Raw genomic sequence first — 21,151 nt, 5'->3', positions numbered from 1 at the left:
GGGTCCGCCCGGGTCGCCCGGCCGATCGCCGGAGCAATGCCGTTCGCTCCCACAGCCCCGTGCAGCGGGCCGCCGAATCGGCGAGTGAGGCGGCTCCGCCGAGCCGCACACCCACCACCTCGATCATGCACCCGCACCCGGGTCGCCCACCGGGGCCACAGGTCCACGAACCGCAGGCCCAAGGTCCCTCTAGGCTGAACCGCCATGAGCGTTCTCGTGGTGACCGGTACCGACACCGGGGTGGGCAAGACGATCGTCACGGCGGCCGTCGCCGCGATCGCGGCCGTGCGCGGTGGCACGGTAGCGGTGGTCAAGGCCTCGCAGACGGGCGTGGCACCGGACGAGCCGGGGGACCTCGCGGACGTGCGGCGCCTGGCCGGGGTGACCGACCTGCACGAGTACTCCCGCTACCCGGACCCGCTCTCCCCCGCCGCCGCGTCCCGGGTCTCCGGCCTGCCGCCGGTGGATCTGTACGGCGTCGCCGACCGGGTGCGCAGGCTCGCCAAGGAGACCGACCTGGTCGTCATCGAGGGCGCGGGCGGCCTGCTCGTGCGCTTCGACGACGACGGCACCACGATCGCCGACCTCGCGCACGAGCTCAAAGCGGGCGCGCTCGTGGTGGCCAGGCCCGACCTGGGCACCCTCAACCACACCGCGCTCACCCTGGAGTCGATGGCGCACCGGGGCGTGGACCTGGTCGGCGTGGTGATCGGCTCCTGGCCCGCCGAACCCGACCTGGCGATGCGCTGCAACGTCCGGGATCTGGAGACCCTGGCCGCCCGCCCGCTGGCCGGTGTCCTGCCCGCCGGCGCGGGCTCGCTGCACCCCGCCGACTTCCTGCTCACCGCCCGCGCGAGTTTGTCCCCCGCCCTGGGCGGTACCTTCGATCCGGCCGCGTTCCGCGCCATACAGGATCCGACCGCGAGGTGAGCGACATGACGGAAACCCTCGACAGTGACCGTACGCAGACCGTGAACGACGACATCCTGGCGGTGGCCCGGCACCAAGTCCTCGACGAGGGGCGCGGCTTGGACGCCGATCAGGTGCTCGCCGTGCTGAACCTCCCGGACGACCGCCTGGAAGAGCTGCTCCAGCTCGCGCACGAGGTCCGGGTCCGGCACTGCGGCCCCGAGGTCGAGGTCGAGGGCATCGTGTCGGTCAAGACCGGCGGCTGCCCCGAGGACTGCCACTTCTGCTCGCAGTCGGGCCTGTTCCCGTCCCCCGTACGGGCCGCGTGGCTGGACATCCCCTCGCTGGTGCAGGCCGCCCGGGAGACCGCCGCGACCGGCGCCACCGAGTTCTGCATCGTGGCCGCCGTACGCGGCCCGGACGAGCGGCTGATGAAGCAGATGCGCGAGGGCGTCGCGGCCATCCGCGAGGCCGTCGACATCAACATCGCCGCGTCGCTGGGCATGCTCACCCAGGAGCAGGTCGACGAACTCGCGGACATGGGCATCCACCGCTACAACCACAACCTGGAGACGGCCAAGTCGTACTTCACCAACGTGGTCACCACCCACACGTGGGAGGAGCGCTGGGACACCCTGCGGATGGTGCGCGCGGCGGGCATGGAGGTGTGCTGCGGCGGCATCGTCGGCATGGGCGAGTCCGCCGAGCAGCGCGCCGAGTTCGCCGGTCAGCTCGCCGAGCTGGAGCCGGACGAGGTACCGCTGAACTTCCTCAACCCGCGCCCGGGCACCCCGTTCGCCGACCAGGAGGTGCTGGAGCCGCGCGAGGCGCTCAAGATCATCGGCGCCTTCCGGCTCGCCCTCCCCCGGACCATCCTGCGCTACGCGGGCGGCCGGGAGATCGCGCTCGGCGACCTGGGCACGCGTGAGGGCCTGCTCGGCGGGATCAACGCGGTGATCGTCGGCAACTACCTCACCACCCTGGGCCGCGCCGCGGACGCCGACCTGCAACTGCTCGAGGAACTGAGCATGCCGGTCAAGGCGCTCAACCAGACCCTGTAGGGCGCCCCTGCCCGAGCCGCCGACGGCCCCGCCCCGGGGCCGTCGGCGGTCGCCCCCTACTGCCCGGTAGCGCACGCGGATAGGTTTCCCTCCGGCACGACGGTGGCGGCGTCTACGGCGACGGAGGCCGGACATGCGCGCACGACGAGGGGACCAAGAACGCGAAACCGGCGACGGGCGGGTCGAGGGACACGGTGGCACGCTGGCCGTCGCGGCCGCCCGGGCGCACGGGATCGACACGATGTTCACGCTGTCGGGAGGCCACGTCTTCCCGCTCTACGACGCCGCGGTCGACACCGAGCCGCCGCTGCGGGTGGTGGACGTACGGCACGAGCAGACCGCCGTGTTCGCCGCCGAGGCGACCGCCAAGCTCACCCGCCGACCGGGACTGGCGGTCCTGACCGCGGGGCCCGGCGTCACCAACGGGATCAGCGCGGTGGCCACCGCCTGGTTCAACGGCTCGCCGATGCTGGTGCTGGGCGGCCGGGCACCCGCGTTCCGCTGGGGCTCGGGGGCGCTCCAGGAACTGGACCACCCGCCATTGCTCGCGCCGGTCACCAAGCGCGCGGCCACCGTGCACGACACCGACCGGATCGCCGCCGAGGTGAACGCCGCGCTCACCCTGGCGAACAGCCCGCACCGGGGTCCGGTCTTCCTGGACGTGCCGATGGACGTGCTCTACGACCGGGCCGAGGTGGCGCTGCCACCCGTCGAGCCGCCCGCGCCGGTGCCTCCCGACCCGGACGTGGTCGCCGAGATCGCCGACCTGCTCGCCCGCGCGCTGCGACCGGTCCTGGTGCTCGGCCAGGACGTGTGGATCGGCGGCGCCGAGCAGGCCGCGCGCCGCGCCGCCGAGACGATCGGCCTGCCGGTGGTGGCCAACGGCATGGGCCGCGGTGTACTGCCCACCGGCCACCCGCTGCTCGCCGGCCGGGCCCGGGCGGCCGCGCTCGGCGGCGCCGACCTGGTCCTGGTTGCGGGCGCGCCGCTGGACTTCCGCCTCGGCTACGGCAGCTTCGGCGGCCGGGCCGGCGGCCCGCCCGCCCGCGTCGTGCACCTGACCGACTCCGCGCCGGGGACCGGCCCGCACGCGCACTGCGGGATCACCGCCGCCGCCGACCTCAGCGCCCTGTTCGACGCGCTCACCGTCGCATGGGCACGGGTCGGCCGGGTCGGCATGTACCGGACCTGGTCCACACACGTGCGCGCCGCGGCGCACACCGCCGCCCAGTCCGACGCCCCGCTCCTGGGCAGCGCCGGCCGGCCGATCCACCCGGCCCGCGTGCACGGCGAACTGCTCCGCGTCCTCGACGAGGACGCGGTGGTGATCGGCGACGGCGGCGACTTCGTGTCCTTCGCGGGCAAGTACATCGAGCCCGCGCGCCCGGGCGGCTGGCTCGACGCCGGCCCGTACGGCTGCCTGGGCACCGGCCTGGGCTACGCCCTGGGCGCCCGGCTGGCCCGGCCCTCGGCCCAGGTGGTGCTGCTGCTGGGGGACGGCGCGGCGGGCTTCTCGCTGATGGACGTGGACACCCTGGTCCGGCACCGCCTCCCGGTGGTGCTGATCGTGGGCAACAACGGCTGCTGGGCGCTGGAGAAGCATCCGATGCGGATGTTGTACGGCCACGACGTGGCCGCCGACCTGGCCCCGGCGACCCGCTACGACGACGTGGTGCGGGCGTTGGGCGGCGCGGGCGAGACGATCACCCGGCCCGAGCGGATCGCCCCCGCGCTGCGCCGCGCGTTCGCCTCCGGCGTGCCGTACCTGCTGAACGTGCTCACCGATCCGGAGGCGATCTACCCGCGCGCGACCATCGGGGTGTGATCCGCAGCGTAAACTGGACGGCTATGAATCCTCCTGTCTCCGCCGCCGCGGCCCGACCCCACGATCGGCACCCCGCTCCCGCCGGCGTCCACATTCGCCAGGCCCGTCCGGAGGAGTACGAGGCGGTGGGGGAAGTGACCGTCGCGGGCTACGCGGGTCTGCTCGCCGCCGACCGGGACTACGTCGAGGATCTGCGCAAGGCCGCGCACCGCGCGGAGAACTCCGAGCTGCTCGTGGCCGTGGACGAGGCCGACGGCAAGATCCTGGGCACCGTCGCGTTCGTGCTGCCCGGCAGCGCGTACGCGGAGGTCTCCCGGGAGGGCGAGGGCGAGTTCCGGATGCTCGCGGTCGACCCGGACGTGCGGGGGCGTGGCATCGGCGAGGCGCTGGTCGAGGCCTGCCTGGAGCGGGCCCGCAAGCACCACTTCACCGCCGTCGCGATCTCCACCGTGTGGGACATGCGCGCCGCACACCGCCTCTACGCGCGGATGGGCTTCCACCGGGCGCCCGAGCGCGACTGGTGGCCGGTGCCCGAGGTGGAACTGATCTGCTACCTCAAGGACCTGCGCGAGACCCCGCGGACCTGACCCGGCACGCGTGCCGCGGCCGCCGGGAGGGCCGGTCCGGCGTTGGGGACGCAGGCCGTAATCTACGGCCGTGACCACCATTGCAGCCTTCTGCGACCACTGCGGCGAACAGCTTGCCGGCGCCGCGCACGACGACTGTGTGCGGCGCCGCGAACTCGAACCGCCGCGCTACTGCGGACAGTGCCGGCGGCGGATGACCGTACAGGTGACCCCGCGCGGCTGGACCGCCAAGTGCGTCGAGCACGGAGTGCTCACGTCGGCCTGACCGGCACGAGGGGCCCGGTGCGCGCGGCTCGACCCGGCGCGCTCGACCCGGGCGCGAGCGGTCGGCCCGACCCGGCCGGGGCGCCCCCCGCAGGACACCTCGGCGGGGGCGGCTACTCGATCACCGCGATCGGGTCACCCTCCTGGATCACGTCGCCCTCGGCCACGGTGATGCGGGCGATGGTGCCCGGGAACTCGTTGAGGACCGGGATCTCCATCTTCATCGACTCCAGAATGACCAGGGTGCTGCCGGCCTCGACCGTGTCCCCCTCGTGGGCGACGACCTTGGCCACGTTGGCCACCATCTCCGCCAGGACCTGCTCGGCCATCGTCGTTCCTCCTTCGGGCCCGGGTCGGGCCGTTGTGAAGCGCGTGTCGGGCGGGGCGCGATCGCGCCCCGCCCGAAATCCAACCACGGGAAGCCGCCTGCGGCGGGCGTCATCGACGACAAGGCCGGCCCGCATCGGCAGCCGGCCTCCCGCTCAGTCGGCCCGCTCCAGCACCTGCGCCAGCGCCTCGACCACCCGCGGGTCGTACGCCCCGGCCGCGTCGGCGCGCAGCCGCGCGAACACCTCGCGCCGCGCCCGCGGGTCGTCGGTCGGCGCGATCAGGTCGTCGTAGGCGTTGACGACCTTGATGATCCGGCTGGCCAGCGGTGGCGGCGGCCCGGCCGCGTCGTCGTGGTAGGGGTCGGCCTGCGCGGCCACGATGGTGGCGACCCGGTCCAGCACGCCGCTCTCCCGGATCACGTCCGCGCCCAGTCGGGCGATCCGGCGCTGTTCGGCCTCGGGCAGATCCAGCGTGGTGCCGCCGGGCACCGGGTCGACGAGCGCGAGTTGCCCGATGTCGTGCATCTTCGCCGCGTACGCCAGCTCGCGCAGCTCCACCTCGCCGAGCCCGAGGTCCACCCCGACCGCGTGCGCGAGTTCGCCCACCCGGGCCGCGTGCCCCGGCGACCCGCACCCGGCCGCCTCCGGCAGCCGGGACAGCGCGTCGACGGTCTGCCGATGCACCATCCGGATCGCCGTGTAGCGCCGGAAGGACAGCAGCACCAGCAGTGACGGGACGCAGAACACCGGCACCGCCCACAGCCCCAACGCGCTGGTGGACAGCGCGATCAGCATCCCGGTCGCGCCCACGGCGGTACCGATCCCGGTCAGCCCGCAGGCCCTGTTCCCGGTGCCCTCGCCATCCGGCCCGATCCGCTCGGTGGGGCTCAACCCCGCGCACAGCGCCCGCAGTTCGGCCAGCAGCACGGGGCAGAACGGGCCGCCCACCCGCACTATCGCGGCCGCCACCGCGTCGCACAGCGACGTCAACAGCACCACCAGGACCAGGAACGTGCCATAGGCCCACCCGCGCGCCATCACCGGATCGAGCCCGCCGGTCGCGTACAGCGGCCGAAACAGCGTCGCCGCGAAGCCCGCCGCCAGCAACCGGCGCGCGACGTACCCCGGCGCCGGCGCCCGACCGCGCGCGACGTGCGGCAACGTCCCGGCGAGCAGCGCGACCCCGACCACCGCGACCACCTGGAGCACACCGTGCCGCGACACGGTGCCGTGCACGTCCGGGAGCAGCGCGTACGCGAGCGCGCCGGCCGCGCCCAGCGGAGCGGTCTCCCGACCGTCCGGCAGGCTCACCCGGGCCATCTCGCCGACGGCGATCACCGTGCCGAACACCAGGGCGTAGGACGGCTGCACGACGCCTCGGGCCGCGGTGGCGGCCAGCGCGGCGACGGCGGCGAGCGCACCGAGCACGAGCACCGCGGTACCGGTGTGCGCGCGCAGTCGCCCGGTCGTACCGCCCCGTTCGGGCCGGACCTCGGTCGCCGTCACGAGTCGCCACCGACCCGTCCGCGGGCCACCGAGTGGGTGTCGACGGGCGATTCCCCGCGTGGCCCGGGCACCCGGTCGCGCAGCTCGCCCGTCGGCTTCGGCGTCCGGGCCGGCTCGCCGCCCTCGGCCGGCTCGCCCTCCGGCCAGCCGTGCCGGTCCAATGCCTGGGCGAGTGCCTCGACCATCCTGGGGTCGAACTGGCTCCCGCTGCACCGCCGCAGTTCGGCCATTGCCGCGTCCGCGCCGCGCGCGGGCCGGTAGGAGCGGGTCGAGGTCATCGAGTCGAACGCGTCCGCGACCGCGATCACCCGGGCGAACTCGGGGATCTCGGCGCCGACCAGGCCCGCCGGATAACCGCGCCCGTCCATGCGTTCGTGGTGGTGCAGGATGCCGCCGTGCGCCTCGCCGAGGAAGGTCAGGTCGGCCACCATCTCGGCGCCGCTGACCGGGTGTCGCTGCATCTCGCGCAGTTCGTCCGCATCCAGCCGCCCCGGCTTGGTCAACACCCGGGTGGACACGCTCAGCTTGCCGACGTCGTGCAGGATCCCCGCGTAGCGCAGCCGGACCACGCGGTCCTCCCGCATGCCCAGCCGTCGGGCGATCAACACCGAGGCCCGGGCCACCCGTTCGCTGTGGCCCCGGGTGTAGCCGTCCTTGATCTCCACCGCGCGCACCAGGGTGCGCACGGTCGCCTCGTGCGCCGCCCGCTCGCGCGCCTGCTGGGCGTAGGCCCAGAAGGCCACGTACAGCGGGAGCAGTACGAGCACGGCCGCGAACACGCCCAGCCGCTGCTGCCACAACACGGCCATCATCAGCGCGATCGGCACCGAGCCCAGCCGCCAGCCGGCCGAGCGCACGAACACCTCGCGCAACACCGGGAGTCGGGCGGCGCCCTGGGTCGCGGTGCACAACCCGGCGTCCAGCAGCCCGCTCACCACGTACAGCGCCACTCCCGCCACGGCCGTCGGCACCAGCTTGGCGGGTAACTCGGAAGCGGTCGGATATCGCGACCCGTCCAGGAGTTCGTACACCCGGGAGGCGACCGCGACGGACAACACCAGATGCGCGGCGTTGACCACGGGAGTGACCGGGTCGGCGGCACGGGCCCGCGCGATCAGTACGCCGGGCACCACGATCGCCGCCGCCGCGCCGCCGGGCAACAGCGGCACGGCCGCGCACACCAACGGAAAAAGCGCCCCGTCGGGGGCGCCGCTCAGGCCGGTGAGTCGGGCTCGGGCCACCGCCCCGAAGGCGATGAACAACACCGCCAAAGCGCCCAGTCGATCGATGTCCACGCCCGACCACGGCAGCAGGATCAGCGCGGGCACGGACCCGCCCACCACGATCCCGACGTGGATCCGGGCGCTCGGCGGCAGCGTGCGCATGCGACTCCTCGGCTGGTCGCTCGGACCACCGAGAATAGGGCGCCCCACCAACGGCCGAAGGGCGCATGCCCGGTTTATCCCGGCCATGCGCCCTGTTTTAGCTCGTTCGGGTCAGCCACCCGCGCGGGTCGGCCACTCGATCGGGTCGAGGACCCGACGGCGCCGGCGCGTCGGCCGGGTCAGGACCGACCCGGTCGCTCTATCTCGACCACGGTCTCCTCGACGGAGACCCGCTGCGCGTCCACCTCGACCCGCACCAGCTTGATCCGCTCCAGCACCTTGTTGCGCAGCTCCGAGGGGACCTCGTCGCGCCCGCAGCAGCGGTGCACCAGCTCCTTCACCTGCTGCTCGAGCCCGTACTTGTCCAGACACGGCGAGCACTCGTCGAGATGGGTGCGGATGCTGGTGCAGTCCGCGTCCGCCAACTCGTTGTCGATGTACTCGTACAGGTGCCCGAGGATCTCGGAGCAATCCACCTCGTGGTGGTCACCGCAGCTCATGAGTCCGAGCCTTTCCGGTCGGTGCCTGCGGGGACGAGGCCGCGCTCACGTGCGTAGTCGGCCAGCAGATCGCGAAGCTGGCGCCGCCCGCGGTGCAGGCGCGACATCACGGTCCCGATGGGAGTACCCATGATGTCCGCGATCTCCTTGTACGCGAAGCCCTCGACATCGGCGAGGTACACCGCGATCCGGAACTCCTCCGGAATGGCCTGCAGGGCCGTCTTCACGTCGGAGTCCGGCAGGTGGTCGAGCGCCTGCGCCTCGGCCGAGCGCAGTCCGGTGGACATGTGCGACTCGGCGCGGTGTAGCTGCCAGTCCTCGATCTCCTCCGCATGCGATTCCAGCGGCTGCCGCTGCTTCTTGCGGTAGGAGTTGATGAAGGTGTTGGTCAGGATGCGGTACAGCCAGGCCTTGAGGTTGGTGCCCTCTTTGAACTGGTGGAACGACGCGTACGCCTTGGCGAACGTCTCCTGGACCAGGTCCTCGGCATCCGCCGGGTTGCGGGTCATCCGCAGGGCCGCCGAATACAACTGATCGAGGAACGGCAGGGCGTCCCGCTCGAACCGCGCGTCTTGCTGCTCCAAGGTCTCCGGTACGAGACCCACCTCCTTCAAGCCAGGAGTCGACGATATCGCCCGAGGCTGATCGGTGCCCGCACCCCACTCGGGCCAGGCGAGAAACGGTGCCTCGTTTCGGACAACCGAACCTGCGGCCTTGAGCATGGGAGCGACCTCCACTCGTCGACGCTTGACAGTTGGGGGAACACGTCGCCGACACGGATCATTCCCGCCCGCTCGCGGCCACCAGCCAATCGCCGACACCCGCTGTGATCAGGGCCAATGCCGCTTCCTGGGTGATCTCGGCACGCTTGGGCACGGCAAATCCGTGGTCCGCGAAGGGCACCGCGAGCACGCTCGGACCCTCCTTTGGGAACTCCGTCGGACCCCCGAACGAGTCGCGTTCGCCCTGGACGACGAGGGTCGGCACGCCGGCGCCGAGCAGTTCAGCCAAGCGCGAACGCTCCGGCCGACCGGGTGGATGCAGCGGGAAGGCCAGCGCGACCACACCCGCCACACCGGTCTCGCCCGCCATCCGGCACGCGACCCGCGCACCGGCACTGCGGCTGGCCCCGAACACCGGCAGCCCCTCGACCCGGTTGCGCCGGGAGATCTCGGTCAGCACCGGTCGCCAGCCCGCGTCCAGGGTCTTGGGCGCGGGAGCCAGTCGGCGGCCGGCGACCCGCCACGGCTGTTCCACCAGGGCCACGTGCATGCCGCGCGCGGGCAGCGCCGCCGCGAGCGCGACCAGGTCGCGCGCCTCGATCCCGCCGCCGGCGCCGTGGCTCGCCACGAACCACGCCCGGGCCGGGCCGCCCGTCGCGCGGTGCACGCTCACCCGCGCGGCGCCGACCGGCGTGTCCACCTCGAACACCTCGGGCGCCGCGGGCCCCCGGGTCGCCTCGGGCGCGACGGCGTCCGCCTCGACGCCGACGTTCTCCACGCGGACGGGCCCGGTCGGATCAGAAGAGCGTCGCGTCAACGGTGACCTCGTCCTCGGGAATCGCGTCGAGCAGGTGGGGCGCGTTGTTGCGCACGTTGTTCACGTCCGTCGAGACCGGGCGGGCGGTCATGAACCCGGTGGGCGGCGGCACCAACAGGCCGCGGACCTCCTCGGGCTCGGTCCACGCCGGGTCCAGCCACTCGTCCCACTTGTCCCGGATCAGCACCAGCGGCATCCGGTGGTGGATCCGGGACAGCTCGGGATCGGCGTCCAGGGTCAGGATCGTGCACGTCCACAACCACGCGAGCGGGTCGTCGTCCGCGCGCCCCCGGTCCCGCCACCACTCGTACAGCCCGGCGAAGGCCACCTCGGAGCCGTCCGCCGCGTGGATCCAGTACGGCTGCTTGCGGGACGCGCCCTTGGGGCCGTCCGGCGCGGTCTCCGGGGTGTGCCACTCGAAGTAGCCGTCGGCCGGGAGCAGGCACCGCCGCGCGGCGAACGCCTTGCGGTAGGCCGGCTTCTCGTGCACGGTCTCGGACCGGGCGTTGATCATCTTGGCGCCCATGCCGGGGTCCTTGGCCCAGGACGGCACCAGGCCCCACTTGACCGTGCGGAGTTGCCGGGCGGGCGGGCCACCGGACTCGACCGCGCGCTCCAGGACCGCGTAGACCTGTTTGGTCGGCGCGATGTTCCAGTCGGGTGGGAGTTCGTCCGCGGGGTCGAAGCGATCGACCTCGAACATCTCGACGAGGTCGTCGGGGCTCTTGCTGGACGCGTACCGGCCACACATGGCGTCCAGGGTGCCACGTACCGAATCGAAATCGGGGGCGGGCCCGCAAACGACTAGGCTTGGACCGTGATGTCTGCGTTGTGGTCTGCCCCTGTCGCCTCCGCTCCCGTGACCGCCACCGTCGAGGTGCCCGGGTCCAAGTCGGTGACCAACCGCGCCCTCGTGCTGGCCGCGCTGGCCGACGGTCCCGGCTATGTCCGCCGCCCGCTGCGCAGTCGCGACACGCTGCTGATGGTGGCCGGCCTGCGCGCGCTCGGCGTGGTGATCGAGGACCGCGGTCAGGACTGGTACGTGCTGCCCGGCGGGCTCACCGGCCCCGCGACCGTGGACTGCGGCAACGCGGGCACGGTGATGCGCTTCCTGCCGCCGGTGGCCGCGCTCGCCGACGGGCCGGTGCGCTTCGACGGCGACCCGCGCTCGTACGAGCGCCCCCTGGGCGGCGTGATCAACGCGCTGCGCGACCTGGGCACCCGGATCGACGACGAGGGCGAGGCCCGGCTGCCGATGACCGTGCTCGGCGGCGGCGGGGTCGAGGGCGGCGTGGTGCGCATCGACGCGTCCTCGTCGTCGCAGTTCGTCAGCGCGCTGCTGCTGTCCGGGCCGCGCTTCAACCTGGGTGTCGAGGTTCGGCACACCGGCAGCTCGGTGCCGTCGATGACGCACATCGCGATGACCGTGGACATGCTGCGCGCGGCCGGCGCGCGGGTCGACGACGCCGAGCCGAACGTGTGGCGGGTCGCCCCGGGCGCGCTGCTGGGCCGCGACATGGTGGTCGAGCCGGACCTGTCCAACGCCGGGCCGTTCCTGGCCGCCGCGCTGGTCACCGGCGGTTCGGTGACCGTACGGGACTGGCCGGAGTACACCACGCAGCCCGGTGACCGGCTGCGTTCGATCTTCACCGCGATGGGCGGCTCGTGCGTGCCGACCTCGGCGGGCCTGACCCTGACCGGCGGCACCGCGGTGCACGGCATCGAGGCCGATCTGCACGACGTCGGCGAACTGACCCCGGTGATCGCGGCGGTCGCGGCGCTGGCCGACGGCCCCAGCCGGCTCACCGGCGTGGCCCACCTGCGCCTGCACGAGACCGACCGGCTGGCCGCGCTGGTCAAGGAGATCAACGACCTCGGCGGCGACGTGAACGAGATCGAGGACGGCCTGGAGATCCGGCCGCGCCCGCTGCACGGCGGCGTCTTCCACACCTACGACGATCACCGGCTCGCCACCGCGGCCGCCGTGCTGGGCCTGGTGGTCCCGGGCGTGGAAGTGGAGAACGTGGAGACCACCGCGAAGACGCTGCCCGACTTCACCGGCCTGTGGACGCGCATGCTGAGCGCGCGACGCGGCTGAGGGGCTCGGGACGATGGCGGGACTCGGCTCCAACCGACGCAAGGACCTCGACGAGGACGACATCCGGATCCGCCCGGGCAAGCGCGGCTCGCGCCCGCGCACCCGGACCCGGCCCAAGCACGAGGACGCCCGCGAGGGGCGGGTGCTGACCGTCGACCGGGGTCGGTACACCTGCCTGCTGGAGGACGAGGACGCGCCGGACCGCTCGATCACCGCGATGAAGGCCCGCGAGCTGGGCCGCAAGGGCGTCGTGGTCGGCGACCGGGTCGGCATCGTCGGCGACCTCAGCGGCGAGGACGGCTCGTTGGCCCGGATCGTCCGGGTCGAGGAGCGCCGCTCCACCCTGCGCCGCACCGCGGACGACGACGACCCGTACGAGCGGATCATCGTGGCCAACGCCGACCAGCTCGCGATCGTCACCGCGCTGGCCGACCCGGAGCCGCGCCCGCGCCTGATCGACCGCTGCCTGGTCGCGGCCTACGACGCGGGCCTGGAACCGCTGCTGGTGTTGACCAAGGCCGATCTCGCCTCTCCCGACGACCTGTTGGAGATGTACGGCGCACTCGGCGTCGAGCACGTGGTCACCAGGAGCGCGTCCGACTGGGACCTGAACCCGATCCGCGCGCGCCTGGCCGGCAAGATCACCGTCTTCGTCGGTCACAGCGGAGTCGGCAAGACCACCCTGGTCAACGAGCTGGTCCCGGATCACCAGCGCGCGGTCGGACACGTTAACGAGGTGACCGGTCGCGGCCGACACACCACCACGTCGGCGCTGACCCTGCGGCTGCCCCCCTTCGCGGGCGAGGCGGCCGAGCCCGGCGAGGTCCGCGGCTGGGTCGTGGACACCCCGGGTGTGCGCTCGTTCGGCCTCAACCACGTCGACCTCGGCCGGGTGATCAACGCCTTCCCCGACCTCGCGGCGGGCACCGAGGACTGTCCGCGGGCGTGCTCGCACGACGAGCGGGACTGCGCGCTGGACGCGTGGGTCGAGGCCGGGCACGCGGACCCGGCCCGGTTGTACTCGCTGCGCCGGCTGCTGAGCACGCGCGAGCGCGACGAGGGCGACTGACTCCGGGTGTCACCCCGGGTGTCCGCGCGGGTCAGCGCGGCGCCGCGAGGCTGTTCTGCACCGTGGGTTCCCAGACCGCCTTCGAACCGGACTCGCCCACCCGCACCACCTGGACGACCGCGAGCACCGCGGCGACCACGGTCAACGCGGCCACGATGGGGACCACGATCGGCGGTATCGTCCGCGGCCGGAAGGTCGCGGCGGCCCGATGCCGGGCGACCAGCAGCAGCACCAGCGTGACGCCGAGCAGGCCGAGCGCGTACCAGAGCATGTCCGCGCCCCGGTCCACGTGCGTCTGCACGGCGGCGTTGCGCGTGCCGTCGCCGAGTCGGTCCAGCCGGGCGAGCAGCTTCTCGCCGCTCTCCTTGGCGACGAAGGTGGTCAGCGCGGCGGCGGCGTCCAGGCCGACCACCCACCACCCGACGCGCAGCAGCCAGGGCCGGCGGACCGCCACGAGCACGCTCGCGATCGCCGCCACCGGCACGATGACCACCGCCAAGTGCACGACCAGGACGTGGAGGGGCAGGCCGGAGACGGTGTCGAACATGAAACGGCACTCCTAAGCGGTCGGGACCCGAGGGCGGGAACGACCCTCGCACAGACCAACGGCTCCCAGAGTGCCCGGGTTCAGCGGGTGTCGAACACTCGTCCCGCCCGATCCGTCACGGTCCGCTCAGGGGGGCCAGCCCTACCCCCGGTTCGGGTGACCGCCGGATGCCGGGCCCGGGCCCGCCGCTCATACAGTTTGGACAGCTTCGGATCACCTGTCGGGGAGAGTGTCATGAAAAGGCCGCTACGGACGTCATTGATCTTCTTCGGTGGGGTGTTCGCCATCGGGGGGATCCTGCTGGCGGCGTGGACCGGGATCACCGTGCTCTCCAGCCACGACGTGCGCGACCAGAGGGCCTTCACGCTGAGCAGCGGCAATCTGGTCATCGATACGGACAACGGCGGGGTCACCCTCGAAGCGGGTGAGCCCGGGAAGATCACCGTGGACCGCAAGGTCACCCACAGCATCAACGGCCCCGACCCGAGCTGGACCCTGGTGGGCAACCGGCTCGAGCTCCGACTGCACTGCCCGGGCTTCGTCAACGTCAACTGCGGGGGGTCGTACCGGATCAAGGTCCCGCTCGACGTGCCGCTGCACGTCTCCACCAACAACGGCCGGATCAGCGCGAACGGGCTGCGGCAGGACATGCGCTTCGATACCGACAACGGCGGCATCGATATCAGCGACAGCACCGGCGACCTGACCCTGGGCACCGACAACGGCGGCGTCTCCGTGGCTCGGGTGAACGCCGGCCGGATCTCGGTGGACACGGACAACGGCGGCGTCCGCCTGCGCCTGGACACCGCGCCCACGAACGTGAAGGTGCGCACCGACAACGGCGGCGTCCGGATCAGCGTGCCCGACGACCAGAACACCTACCGGGTCTCCACCAAGACCGACAACGGCGGGGTGCGCAACGACGTCGACAACGACCCGCGCTCGAACCGGGTGATCGACGTGGCCACGGACAACGGCGGGATCGACATCGAGCGGGTTCCGGCCCGCTAGGCACATCGCGCGAACCCCGGCCCGCCGGACACATCGCGCGGGCGGGCCGTTCAGACCACGAACGACCCGCCCGTGCGCCAGTAGACCCCGCCCTCGCGGCCGAGGAAGCCCTCGTCCACGAGGTGCCTGCGCAGCGCGGCGTGGTCGTCCATGAACCGGTGCAGCGTCTCCTCGATCTCGGCCTCGTCGTAGCGCACACCGGGTTCGAAACTGCTCGCGACGTGGTCGAGGACCACCAGCCGCTTGGCCCGCTGCACGGGCAACTGGCGGACCCGACCCCGGGCGAGGTAGGTGCGCAGCACCGCCGCCTCGGCGGGGCCCCGGTCGGCGAACGCGTCGTCCGGTTCCTCGCCCATCCCGGCCGCGGCCTGGGCGAGCGCCTCGGGACACGCGTGCCAACCGTCCCCGGAACGCGCGACCAGCCCCGCCGATTCCAGTCGGGCCAGCGCCTTGATCGCCTCCCGGAGCGAGAGCCCCGTCCGCTCGGCGATATCGGAGCTGAGACGGGCCTCCAGCACCAGCGCGGCGAACACCTTCAATCGGGTGTCGTCGGCGAGGAGACGGAGCAGTTCCGCAGGTTCGTCGGCCGGACCCATGTCTCCAGGGTAGGACGTCGGGCTCCGGCCGGGACGCGTTGGCGGACAGGATCACCCGGATGCCCGGGGCACGGTCAGTCGCCGCGTACGCCCAGCTCGTCGATGTGCGCGAGCAGGTCGCCCGGCTCGTCGTAGACCCGGAAGGCGTGCGCGCGTTCGAGCTCGTCCGCGCCGTAGCCGCCGGAGAGCAGCCCCACGCCCAGTGAACCCGCTCGGCGCGCGGCCAGCAGGTCCCAGATGCTGTCCCCGACCACGACGCACTGTGCCGGGTCGACCCCGAGCTTGGCGGCGCCGGCCAGGAACAGGTCGGGGTCCGGCTTGGCTCGGGCCACCTCGTCGCGGGTGACCATCGCCAGGTCGGCCGGCGCGCCGAGCTTGGCCAGCATCGGTTCGGCGCCGGCCCGCCGCCCGCTGGTGGCGATGGTCCACGGGATGCCCACCCTGGTGAGGTGGCGCAGCAGCTCCGGGGCACCGGGCAGGGGCTCCACGAACGGCACCCGGGCGGCGTAGTTGCGCCCGTGCGCGTCGGTCAACGCCTCGACCTGCTCGGGAGACAGGTCGATGCCCGTCTCGCGCTGGATGCCCTTGACGAACAGCCCGCCGCTCATCCCGACCTTGCGGTGGATCCGCCACATCGCCAGGTCGATGCCGGCCTCGCTGAGCGCCTCCTGCCACGACATGACGTGGTGGTAGACGCTGTCGACGAGGGTGCCGTCGAGGTCGAAGACGAAGGCGGGCGGGCGGGAACGCACAAGATCGGTCATACCGAAAATCTAGCCCGCTCTAGTCCTGAGCGCCCAGGTCCACCATGTCGGTGACCTCGGCGGCCCGGGCCCGTTCCTCCGCGCGGATGCGCCGGTCCCGGTCCAGCGCCTCGGCCTGGTCCTCGTCGTCGCGCATCATCCGCTCGACGTTGGAATCGCCCATGTCCAGCACCCCCATCTCGGCGAAGGTCTCCCGCGCCCTGGGCCCCCACAGGCCGATGTCCTTGATGCACGGCACGATCCGGCTGAACAACAACCGGCGGAACTCGCGCAGGTATTCGGAGTTCTCGGTGGCCTCGCGCGCCTCGACCTTGTCGATCTGGAAGTTCTCCCACACCTCCTCGTCGCGCAGCCGGTCGCGCATCAGGTAGCAGCCCTCGACCACGAACTCCTCGCGCTCGCCGCGCTCGGCGTCGGTCAACTCGCGGTAGTAGTCGCGCAGCGCCATCCGGCCGAACGCGACGTGCCGGGCCTCGTCCTGCATCACGTAGGCCAGGATCTGCTTGGGCAGCGCGACCGTGGTCAGGTCGCGCAACATCCCGAAGGCGGCCAGCGCCAGCCCCTCGATCAGCACCTGCATTCCCAGGTAGGGCATGTCCCAGCGAGCGTCCGACAGCGTGTCGTCGAGCAGCGACTTCAGGCTCGGGTTGATCGGGTAGTACAGCCCGACCTTGTCCTTGAGGAAGCGCGCGTACACCTCGGCGTGCCGGGCCTCGTCCATCACCTGGGTGGCCGCGTAGAACTTCGCGTCCAGGTCCGGGACCGACTCGGCGATCCGCGCGCTACAGATCAACGCGCCCTGTTCGCCGTGCAGGAACTGGCTGAACTGCCAGGCGATGGCATGCCGACCCAACTCGTCGCGCTCGCCCTGGGACATCATGTTCCAGCTTCGGGTGCCGTACAGCGTGTGCAGTTCCTCGGGCATGCCCAGCGGGTTCATCGGGTCCACCGGCAGATCCCACTCGATCCGCCGGGCGGCGTCCCACTGCTTGTCCTTGCCCTTGGCGTACAACGACAGGAGCCGGTCGCGGCCCTCGTCGTACTCCCAGTTGAAGCGGGCGGCCCCCGACGCGGGGACCTCCCAGACGGTCATGTCGGCGGGCAGCGCGTACAGGTCGTGCGTCGACACGGGCGTTCTCCTCGCGGCAGACGTGTGACGTGCGGGCGGCGGTAGCCGTGTACCGCTGTCCTACGCCCTCATCGCGCGGACCGGAACCCCTTCGGGACGATCGATTACCAGCGAGTAGCCTGACCGGTCCGCGATCCGCCCTTCGACTCGGCCCCGGGCGCCGCCCCGGCCCCTTCCCCGCCCGGCACCGGGGGCGGCGTGCCCGGCTTGGCCGGTATCGACAACGCGGTCCTGGCCTGCGCCGGGATGGCCGCGGCGGGTCCGGCCGCGGCGCCCAACCGACTGCGCAGCCGCTGCCGGCGCCGGCCCAGCGATCGGGTCGCGGCGGGATTGGCTCGGCGCACCTCCTCGGGCAGCGCGAACCACACCTCGACGACGGCCAACGCCTGCGGCCGCTCGCCCGCGCGCTCCAGCAGGTCGGCCGCGCGCTCGTAGGTCCACGGGGTGCGCATCTCGGCCCCGACACCGTGCAGCAGGGTGCCCAGTTCGCGCAGATCCTCGCGCTCGAAACGGTCCGCGAGCGGGGTGCCCTCCAGTGTCCAACCGTCCAGACTTCGACGCGGTTGGACGAGACCGGGTCCCGGTACGGCCTCTTTGCCGTGTGTCGCTCTGCGCCCGACCCCGAACAGTGCCATCGCGGTCCCGCACCCCCTCCGCCATCGACTCGTACTCGTAACACGCGCACCACCGACGAACGGTTGTCGACTCTCGCCGGCCGCGCTTGCTTGTCTGCCTAACGAGCGTACGAGGCCCCGGCGACGGCGCGTAAGTGTGTCCCTGCGCGCGGGGCGCGCGGACACCCGCGCGAGCCGCCGGTACTGTTCGGTCATGCCCGGCTATGACGACGACCTGCGCTTCGCCCACGTTCTCGCGGACGCCGCCGACGCGACCACCATGGACCGCTTCAAGGCGCTCGACCTGCGGGTCGAGACGAAGCCGGACATGACCCCGGTCAGCGACGCGGACAAGGCCGCCGAGGAGATCATCCGGCATCAACTCGGGCGCGGTCGGCCGCGGGACGCGGTGCTGGGCGAGGAATTCGGCTCGAGCGGCCACGGCCCCCGGCGCTGGGTGATCGACCCGATCGACGGCACCAAGAACTTCGTCCGCGGCGTTCCCGTGTGGGCGACGCTGATCGCGCTGATGGACGGCGACGAGTCGGTGATGGGCGTGGTCTCCGCGCCCGCGCTGGGTCGCCGCTGGTGGGCCGCGAAGGGCGCGGGCGCGTGGACCGGCCGCAGTCTGTCCCAGGCCTCGCGCTGCCGGGTGTCGAAGGTGGCCGCGATCGAGGACGCGTCGTTCGCGTACTCGAGCATGGGCGGTTGGGAGGAGCGCGGCCGGATGGACGACTTCCTGGACCTGACCCGGGCCTGCTGGCGCACCCGCGCCTACGGTGACTTCTGGTCGTACATGCTGGTCGCCGAGGGCGCGGTGGACATCTGCGCGGAGCCCGAGGTCAACCTGTGGGACCTCGCGCCGCTCTCGGTGATCGTCGAGGAGGCGGGCGGGCGGTTCACCTCGCTCGGCGGCGCTCCGGGCCCGGCCGGCGGCACCGCGGCCGCGTCCAACGGCCTGTTGCACGACGAGTTGTTGGATCGGCTCGGCGACCCGCACGGGCACGCTTGAGCGGATTCCGACGAATCGTCGGGTCCCACCCGAGCTACTCCCTTCGAGCGAGTTGCCCGCTATACCTTCCCTTGACCTTCCCGGGCATGTGACCATGTGAAAACAGGGCTTGTGAACTTGTGAATTCTTTCTCGAGCACACCCCCGCCCTGACATCCACGCCCCGACGGAGGTGGTGTCACATGTTCGTCCGCGACGGCATGAGCACGATCGTTCTGACCATCGGCCCCGCCCACACACTCCGCGCCGCGGCGCGCCTGATGTCCGCCCGCCAGATCGGCGCGGCGGTGGTGATCGACCCGGACACATCCGGTCTGGGCATCCTGACCGAGCGGGACATCCTGATGTCGATCGGCGCGGGCCAGGATCCCGACACCGAGTTCGCCGGCGACCACCTCACCTCGAACGTGGTCTTCGCGACCCCGTCGTGGACCCTGGCGGACGCGGCGGCGGCGATGACGCGCGGCGGCTTCCGCCACCTCATCGTGCTCGACGGTTGCGACGTGCTCGGCATCATCTCGGTCCGCGACATCGTGCGCTGCCAGATACACGAGGCCCAGCGGACCCAGGAGTTGGTGGGCTGAGCGCGGCGGGCGACCGGAGGCGGCCCGGTCGCCCGCGTCGGCCTCAGCCGACTCGCTCCCCGACGGCGCCCTCCCGGGTCCGGAACAGCCGGGCGGGCAAAGCCCGTTCGAACGTGCGCGAGTGGGTCGCGGCGAGCGGCCCGAGCACCGCCATCACCAGCACATAGCCGGCGATGAACGGCGCGAGTCGCGCGTCCAGACCGCCGGCTCCCGCCGCGAGCGCGGCCAGGACCAACGCGAACTCGCCTCGGGACAAGATCGTGAACACCACGTTCGATGCCTGCGACCGGTCGAGTTCGCAGATCCGCGCGGCGGCCACACCGGCGATGCCGTTGAGCACGATGGTCAGCAACACCGCGAGCGCCACCGGTCCGGCCACCCTCGCCAGGTCGCCCGGGTCGATCGAGAGCCCGAACGAGAAGAAGAAGATCGCCGCGAAGGCGTCCCGCAGTGGGTGCACCAGCGCGCGGATCCGCGGCGCGCTCTTGGTGGCGCCCAGGATCAGGCCGATCATGAACGCGCCCATCGCGTCCGAGACGCCGAGTTCCTCGGCCACCCCCGCGGTCAGGATCGCCAGGCCGGTGAAGATCACCACGAGCAGTTCGTCGTCCCTGGTCGAGATCAACCGGCCGACGATCCGGGTGCCCCAGCGCGCGATCGAGGCGAGCAGCAGCAGGAAGCCGAACGCCTTGCCGACGTCGAGCGCCGCCGCGCCCAGGCCCTCGGCCTCACCGAGCACCGGGGTGAGCACCGCGAGGTAGAGCGCGAGGAAGACGTCCTCGATCACGATCACGCCCAGGATCAACCGGGTCTCGGGATTGCCCAGTCGGCCCAGGTCGACGAGCACCTTGGTGACGATCGCCGACGAGGAGATGCCCAGCACCCCCGCGAGCACCATCGCCTCGCGCCATCCCCAGCCGAGCGCGAGCCCGAACAGGAAGCCGCCGCCGACGTTGAGCAGGAGGTAGAGCGCGCCCACGCCGACCAACCGGCGGCCACCGGCCACCAGGTCGTCGGTGTGGAATTCGAGCCCGAGGTAGAACAGCAGGAAGACCAGGCCGAGCGCACCGAGCAGTTGCAGGTCGGCCGGGTTGTCGACGAGGGCGATGCCGGGGGTGTTGGGGCCGAACAGGATGCCGGCCAGCATGAACAGCGGGATGGTCGGCAGCCCGATGCGGGCGCCGGTGCGGGCGAGGATTCCGGCGGCGAGGAATGCGCCGCCGAGCGCGATCAGGGCCTCCGCGAGATGCACGAAGATCACCGTCCTTCCGGGGCGGTGGTCGGGTCCGGGCGTCGTCGGGGACGGCTGGCGTCGGCTACGCCCTGTCCGGCGGTTCGTGGTGGATCAGCCGGACAGGGCCTGGGGCCGAGCGTCAGGTCCCGGCGCGGACCGGTGGTGCTCGTGCGGGAGGCGGGCGCGGGCCGCGGCCGGCGGGTGGATCGGTGCGCGTCCCGGCGACGGGCGGCACGGGTGTCGCCCGCGGCAGGCACGCGCCGGCGGCGACGAGGGTCGCGAGGTCGGGGTGCGGGTACGGGTCCGCCTCGGGCCGATCGAGTTCGCTCGCCGCGGGCAGCGCGGGGGTCGCCGAGGCGGGCCGGCAGTCCTGGGGTCGTTCGGGGCCGTGCGGGCCCCCGGGCACCGGGGTCGCGTGCACGTTGGCCGCGGCCACAGGCAGCGACCCGCCGGCTCCCTCGCCCCGGGCGAACCCGGCGCCGAAGGCGGCCACCAGGGAGAGCACGAAGAGCAACGCGACGACCGGCGCCGACCGGCGGTTCGGCCGCTGCGGCACACGTGCTCCCCTCCGCCCGGCGGGGCGCGTTCG

The 21,151-nt window shown here is 72.6% G+C and carries 24 protein-coding genes; 10 read left to right on the top strand and 14 right to left on the bottom strand.

Annotation, left to right across the window (positions count from 1 at the left end; all coding sequences use genetic code 11):
- Nucleotides 1-204 precede the first annotated feature (204 nt).
- The 5 genes from bioD to bsaP all read left to right on the top strand — a co-directional run bounded on the left by bioD (nucleotide 205) and on the right by bsaP (nucleotide 4,647).
- Nucleotides 205-930, top strand: coding sequence for a dethiobiotin synthase (gene bioD / locus ACZ4FV_RS17730; protein ID WP_395866209.1), 726 nt, complete (start codon nucleotides 205-207; stop codon nucleotides 928-930).
- Between the two features lie 5 nt (nucleotides 931-935).
- Nucleotides 936-1,970, top strand: coding sequence for a biotin synthase BioB (gene bioB / locus ACZ4FV_RS17725; protein ID WP_395866211.1), 1,035 nt, complete (start codon nucleotides 936-938; stop codon nucleotides 1,968-1,970).
- 133 nt (nucleotides 1,971-2,103) lie between these two features.
- A complete protein-coding gene (locus tag ACZ4FV_RS17720) occupies nucleotides 2,104-3,795 on the top strand; it encodes an acetolactate synthase (protein WP_465322875.1) in 1,692 nt (563 codons plus the stop codon).
- Between the two features lie 23 nt (nucleotides 3,796-3,818).
- The gene (locus ACZ4FV_RS17715) at nucleotides 3,819-4,382 is read left to right on the top strand and encodes a GNAT family N-acetyltransferase (protein ID WP_465322874.1); all 564 of its coding nucleotides are present in this window, start codon (nucleotides 3,819-3,821) and stop codon (nucleotides 4,380-4,382) included.
- Nucleotides 4,383-4,452: 70 nt separating this feature from the next.
- Complete coding sequence (bsaP, locus tag ACZ4FV_RS17710; RefSeq protein WP_395866217.1) at nucleotides 4,453-4,647, top strand: biotin synthase auxiliary protein BsaP; 195 nt, start codon at nucleotides 4,453-4,455, stop codon at nucleotides 4,645-4,647.
- A gap of 112 nt (nucleotides 4,648-4,759) precedes the next feature.
- Here bsaP and ACZ4FV_RS17705 read toward each other — a convergent pair whose 3' ends face one another.
- The 7 genes from ACZ4FV_RS17705 to ACZ4FV_RS17675 all read right to left on the bottom strand — a co-directional run bounded on the left by ACZ4FV_RS17705 (nucleotide 4,760) and on the right by ACZ4FV_RS17675 (nucleotide 10,656).
- On the bottom strand, nucleotides 4,760-4,975 hold the full coding sequence (locus ACZ4FV_RS17705) for a biotin/lipoyl-binding carrier protein (protein WP_355535427.1): 216 nt from the start codon (nucleotides 4,973-4,975) through the stop codon (nucleotides 4,760-4,762).
- A 153-nt stretch (nucleotides 4,976-5,128) separates the two neighbouring features.
- Nucleotides 5,129-6,481 (bottom strand): HD-GYP domain-containing protein, encoded by a 1,353-nt coding sequence (locus ACZ4FV_RS17700; RefSeq protein ID WP_395866219.1) that lies wholly within the window; start codon nucleotides 6,479-6,481, stop codon nucleotides 5,129-5,131.
- Nucleotides 6,478-7,866 (bottom strand): HD domain-containing phosphohydrolase, encoded by a 1,389-nt coding sequence (locus ACZ4FV_RS17695; protein WP_465322873.1) that lies wholly within the window; start codon nucleotides 7,864-7,866, stop codon nucleotides 6,478-6,480. The genes ACZ4FV_RS17700 and ACZ4FV_RS17695 overlap by 4 nt, the downstream gene beginning before the upstream one ends.
- Nucleotides 7,867-8,045: 179 nt before the next feature.
- Entirely contained in the window at nucleotides 8,046-8,366 is a 321-nt protein-coding gene (gene rsrA / locus ACZ4FV_RS17690) for a mycothiol system anti-sigma-R factor (RefSeq protein ID WP_395866222.1), read from the bottom strand.
- On the bottom strand, nucleotides 8,363-8,998 hold the full coding sequence (locus ACZ4FV_RS17685) for a sigma-70 family RNA polymerase sigma factor (RefSeq protein WP_063744985.1): 636 nt from the start codon (nucleotides 8,996-8,998) through the stop codon (nucleotides 8,363-8,365). Before ACZ4FV_RS17685 ends, rsrA begins: the two co-directional genes overlap by 4 nt.
- Nucleotides 8,999-9,146: 148 nt before the next feature.
- Nucleotides 9,147-9,797 (bottom strand): alpha/beta hydrolase family protein, encoded by a 651-nt coding sequence (locus ACZ4FV_RS17680; protein WP_465322895.1) that lies wholly within the window; start codon nucleotides 9,795-9,797, stop codon nucleotides 9,147-9,149.
- An 88-nt stretch (nucleotides 9,798-9,885) separates the two neighbouring features.
- Nucleotides 9,886-10,656 carry an SOS response-associated peptidase gene (locus ACZ4FV_RS17675; RefSeq protein WP_465322872.1) on the bottom strand — a complete coding sequence of 257 codons (771 nt, stop codon included), beginning with the start codon at nucleotides 10,654-10,656 and terminating at the stop codon, nucleotides 9,886-9,888.
- A gap of 69 nt (nucleotides 10,657-10,725) precedes the next feature.
- Between ACZ4FV_RS17675 and aroA the strand changes: the two genes are divergently transcribed.
- Together aroA and rsgA are read left to right on the top strand one after the other, a co-directional pair.
- The gene (gene aroA / locus ACZ4FV_RS17670; RefSeq protein WP_402230850.1) at nucleotides 10,726-12,003 is read left to right on the top strand and encodes a 3-phosphoshikimate 1-carboxyvinyltransferase; all 1,278 of its coding nucleotides are present in this window, start codon (nucleotides 10,726-10,728) and stop codon (nucleotides 12,001-12,003) included.
- Between the two features lie 13 nt (nucleotides 12,004-12,016).
- Nucleotides 12,017-13,072, top strand: coding sequence for a ribosome small subunit-dependent GTPase A (gene rsgA, locus ACZ4FV_RS17665; protein ID WP_395866226.1), 1,056 nt, complete (start codon nucleotides 12,017-12,019; stop codon nucleotides 13,070-13,072).
- Nucleotides 13,073-13,103: 31 nt separating this feature from the next.
- Here rsgA and ACZ4FV_RS17660 read toward each other — a convergent pair whose 3' ends face one another.
- On the bottom strand, nucleotides 13,104-13,619 hold the full coding sequence (locus ACZ4FV_RS17660; RefSeq protein ID WP_395866228.1) for a DUF2231 domain-containing protein: 516 nt from the start codon (nucleotides 13,617-13,619) through the stop codon (nucleotides 13,104-13,106).
- A gap of 234 nt (nucleotides 13,620-13,853) precedes the next feature.
- Here ACZ4FV_RS17660 and ACZ4FV_RS17655 point away from each other — a divergent pair, with 234 nt between their 5' ends.
- Nucleotides 13,854-14,630: a DUF4097 family beta strand repeat-containing protein gene (locus tag ACZ4FV_RS17655; protein WP_465322871.1), complete on the top strand. Its 777-nt coding sequence runs from the start codon at nucleotides 13,854-13,856 to the stop codon at nucleotides 14,628-14,630.
- Between the two features lie 50 nt (nucleotides 14,631-14,680).
- Here ACZ4FV_RS17655 and ACZ4FV_RS17650 read toward each other — a convergent pair whose 3' ends face one another.
- From ACZ4FV_RS17650 to ACZ4FV_RS17635, 4 genes are all read right to left on the bottom strand, one after another.
- Nucleotides 14,681-15,226, bottom strand: coding sequence for a DUF2087 domain-containing protein (locus ACZ4FV_RS17650; RefSeq protein WP_395866232.1), 546 nt, complete (start codon nucleotides 15,224-15,226; stop codon nucleotides 14,681-14,683).
- 74 nt (nucleotides 15,227-15,300) lie between these two features.
- Nucleotides 15,301-15,990 carry an HAD family hydrolase gene (locus tag ACZ4FV_RS17645; RefSeq protein ID WP_395866234.1) on the bottom strand — a complete coding sequence of 230 codons (690 nt, stop codon included), beginning with the start codon at nucleotides 15,988-15,990 and terminating at the stop codon, nucleotides 15,301-15,303.
- Between the two features lie 19 nt (nucleotides 15,991-16,009).
- Nucleotides 16,010-17,119, bottom strand: a complete 1,110-nt coding sequence (locus ACZ4FV_RS17640) for a ferritin-like domain-containing protein (protein WP_465322870.1) — start codon at nucleotides 17,117-17,119, stop codon at nucleotides 16,010-16,012.
- Between the two features lie 104 nt (nucleotides 17,120-17,223).
- Nucleotides 17,224-17,754, bottom strand: coding sequence for a hypothetical protein (locus tag ACZ4FV_RS17635; protein WP_465322869.1), 531 nt, complete (start codon nucleotides 17,752-17,754; stop codon nucleotides 17,224-17,226).
- A 193-nt stretch (nucleotides 17,755-17,947) separates the two neighbouring features.
- Here ACZ4FV_RS17635 and hisN point away from each other — a divergent pair, with 193 nt between their 5' ends.
- Both hisN and ACZ4FV_RS17625 read left to right on the top strand, forming a co-directional pair.
- Nucleotides 17,948-18,745 carry a histidinol-phosphatase gene (gene hisN / locus ACZ4FV_RS17630; RefSeq protein WP_395866239.1) on the top strand — a complete coding sequence of 266 codons (798 nt, stop codon included), beginning with the start codon at nucleotides 17,948-17,950 and terminating at the stop codon, nucleotides 18,743-18,745.
- A gap of 181 nt (nucleotides 18,746-18,926) precedes the next feature.
- Nucleotides 18,927-19,328, top strand: coding sequence for a CBS domain-containing protein (locus ACZ4FV_RS17625; protein WP_395866241.1), 402 nt, complete (start codon nucleotides 18,927-18,929; stop codon nucleotides 19,326-19,328).
- A 43-nt stretch (nucleotides 19,329-19,371) separates the two neighbouring features.
- Here ACZ4FV_RS17625 and ACZ4FV_RS17620 read toward each other — a convergent pair whose 3' ends face one another.
- Nucleotides 19,372-20,589, bottom strand: coding sequence for a cation:proton antiporter (locus ACZ4FV_RS17620; RefSeq protein WP_465322868.1), 1,218 nt, complete (start codon nucleotides 20,587-20,589; stop codon nucleotides 19,372-19,374).
- Nucleotides 20,590-20,701: 112 nt separating this feature from the next.
- The gene (locus ACZ4FV_RS17615) at nucleotides 20,702-21,118 is read right to left on the bottom strand and encodes a hypothetical protein (RefSeq protein WP_395866245.1); all 417 of its coding nucleotides are present in this window, start codon (nucleotides 21,116-21,118) and stop codon (nucleotides 20,702-20,704) included.
- Nucleotides 21,119-21,151 lie beyond the last annotated feature (33 nt).

It is taken from the genome of Embleya sp. NPDC025285 (assembly GCF_055558835.1).
Note: the sequence above shows the minus strand (reverse complement) of the source record. Positions and strands in the feature narration are given on the sequence as shown.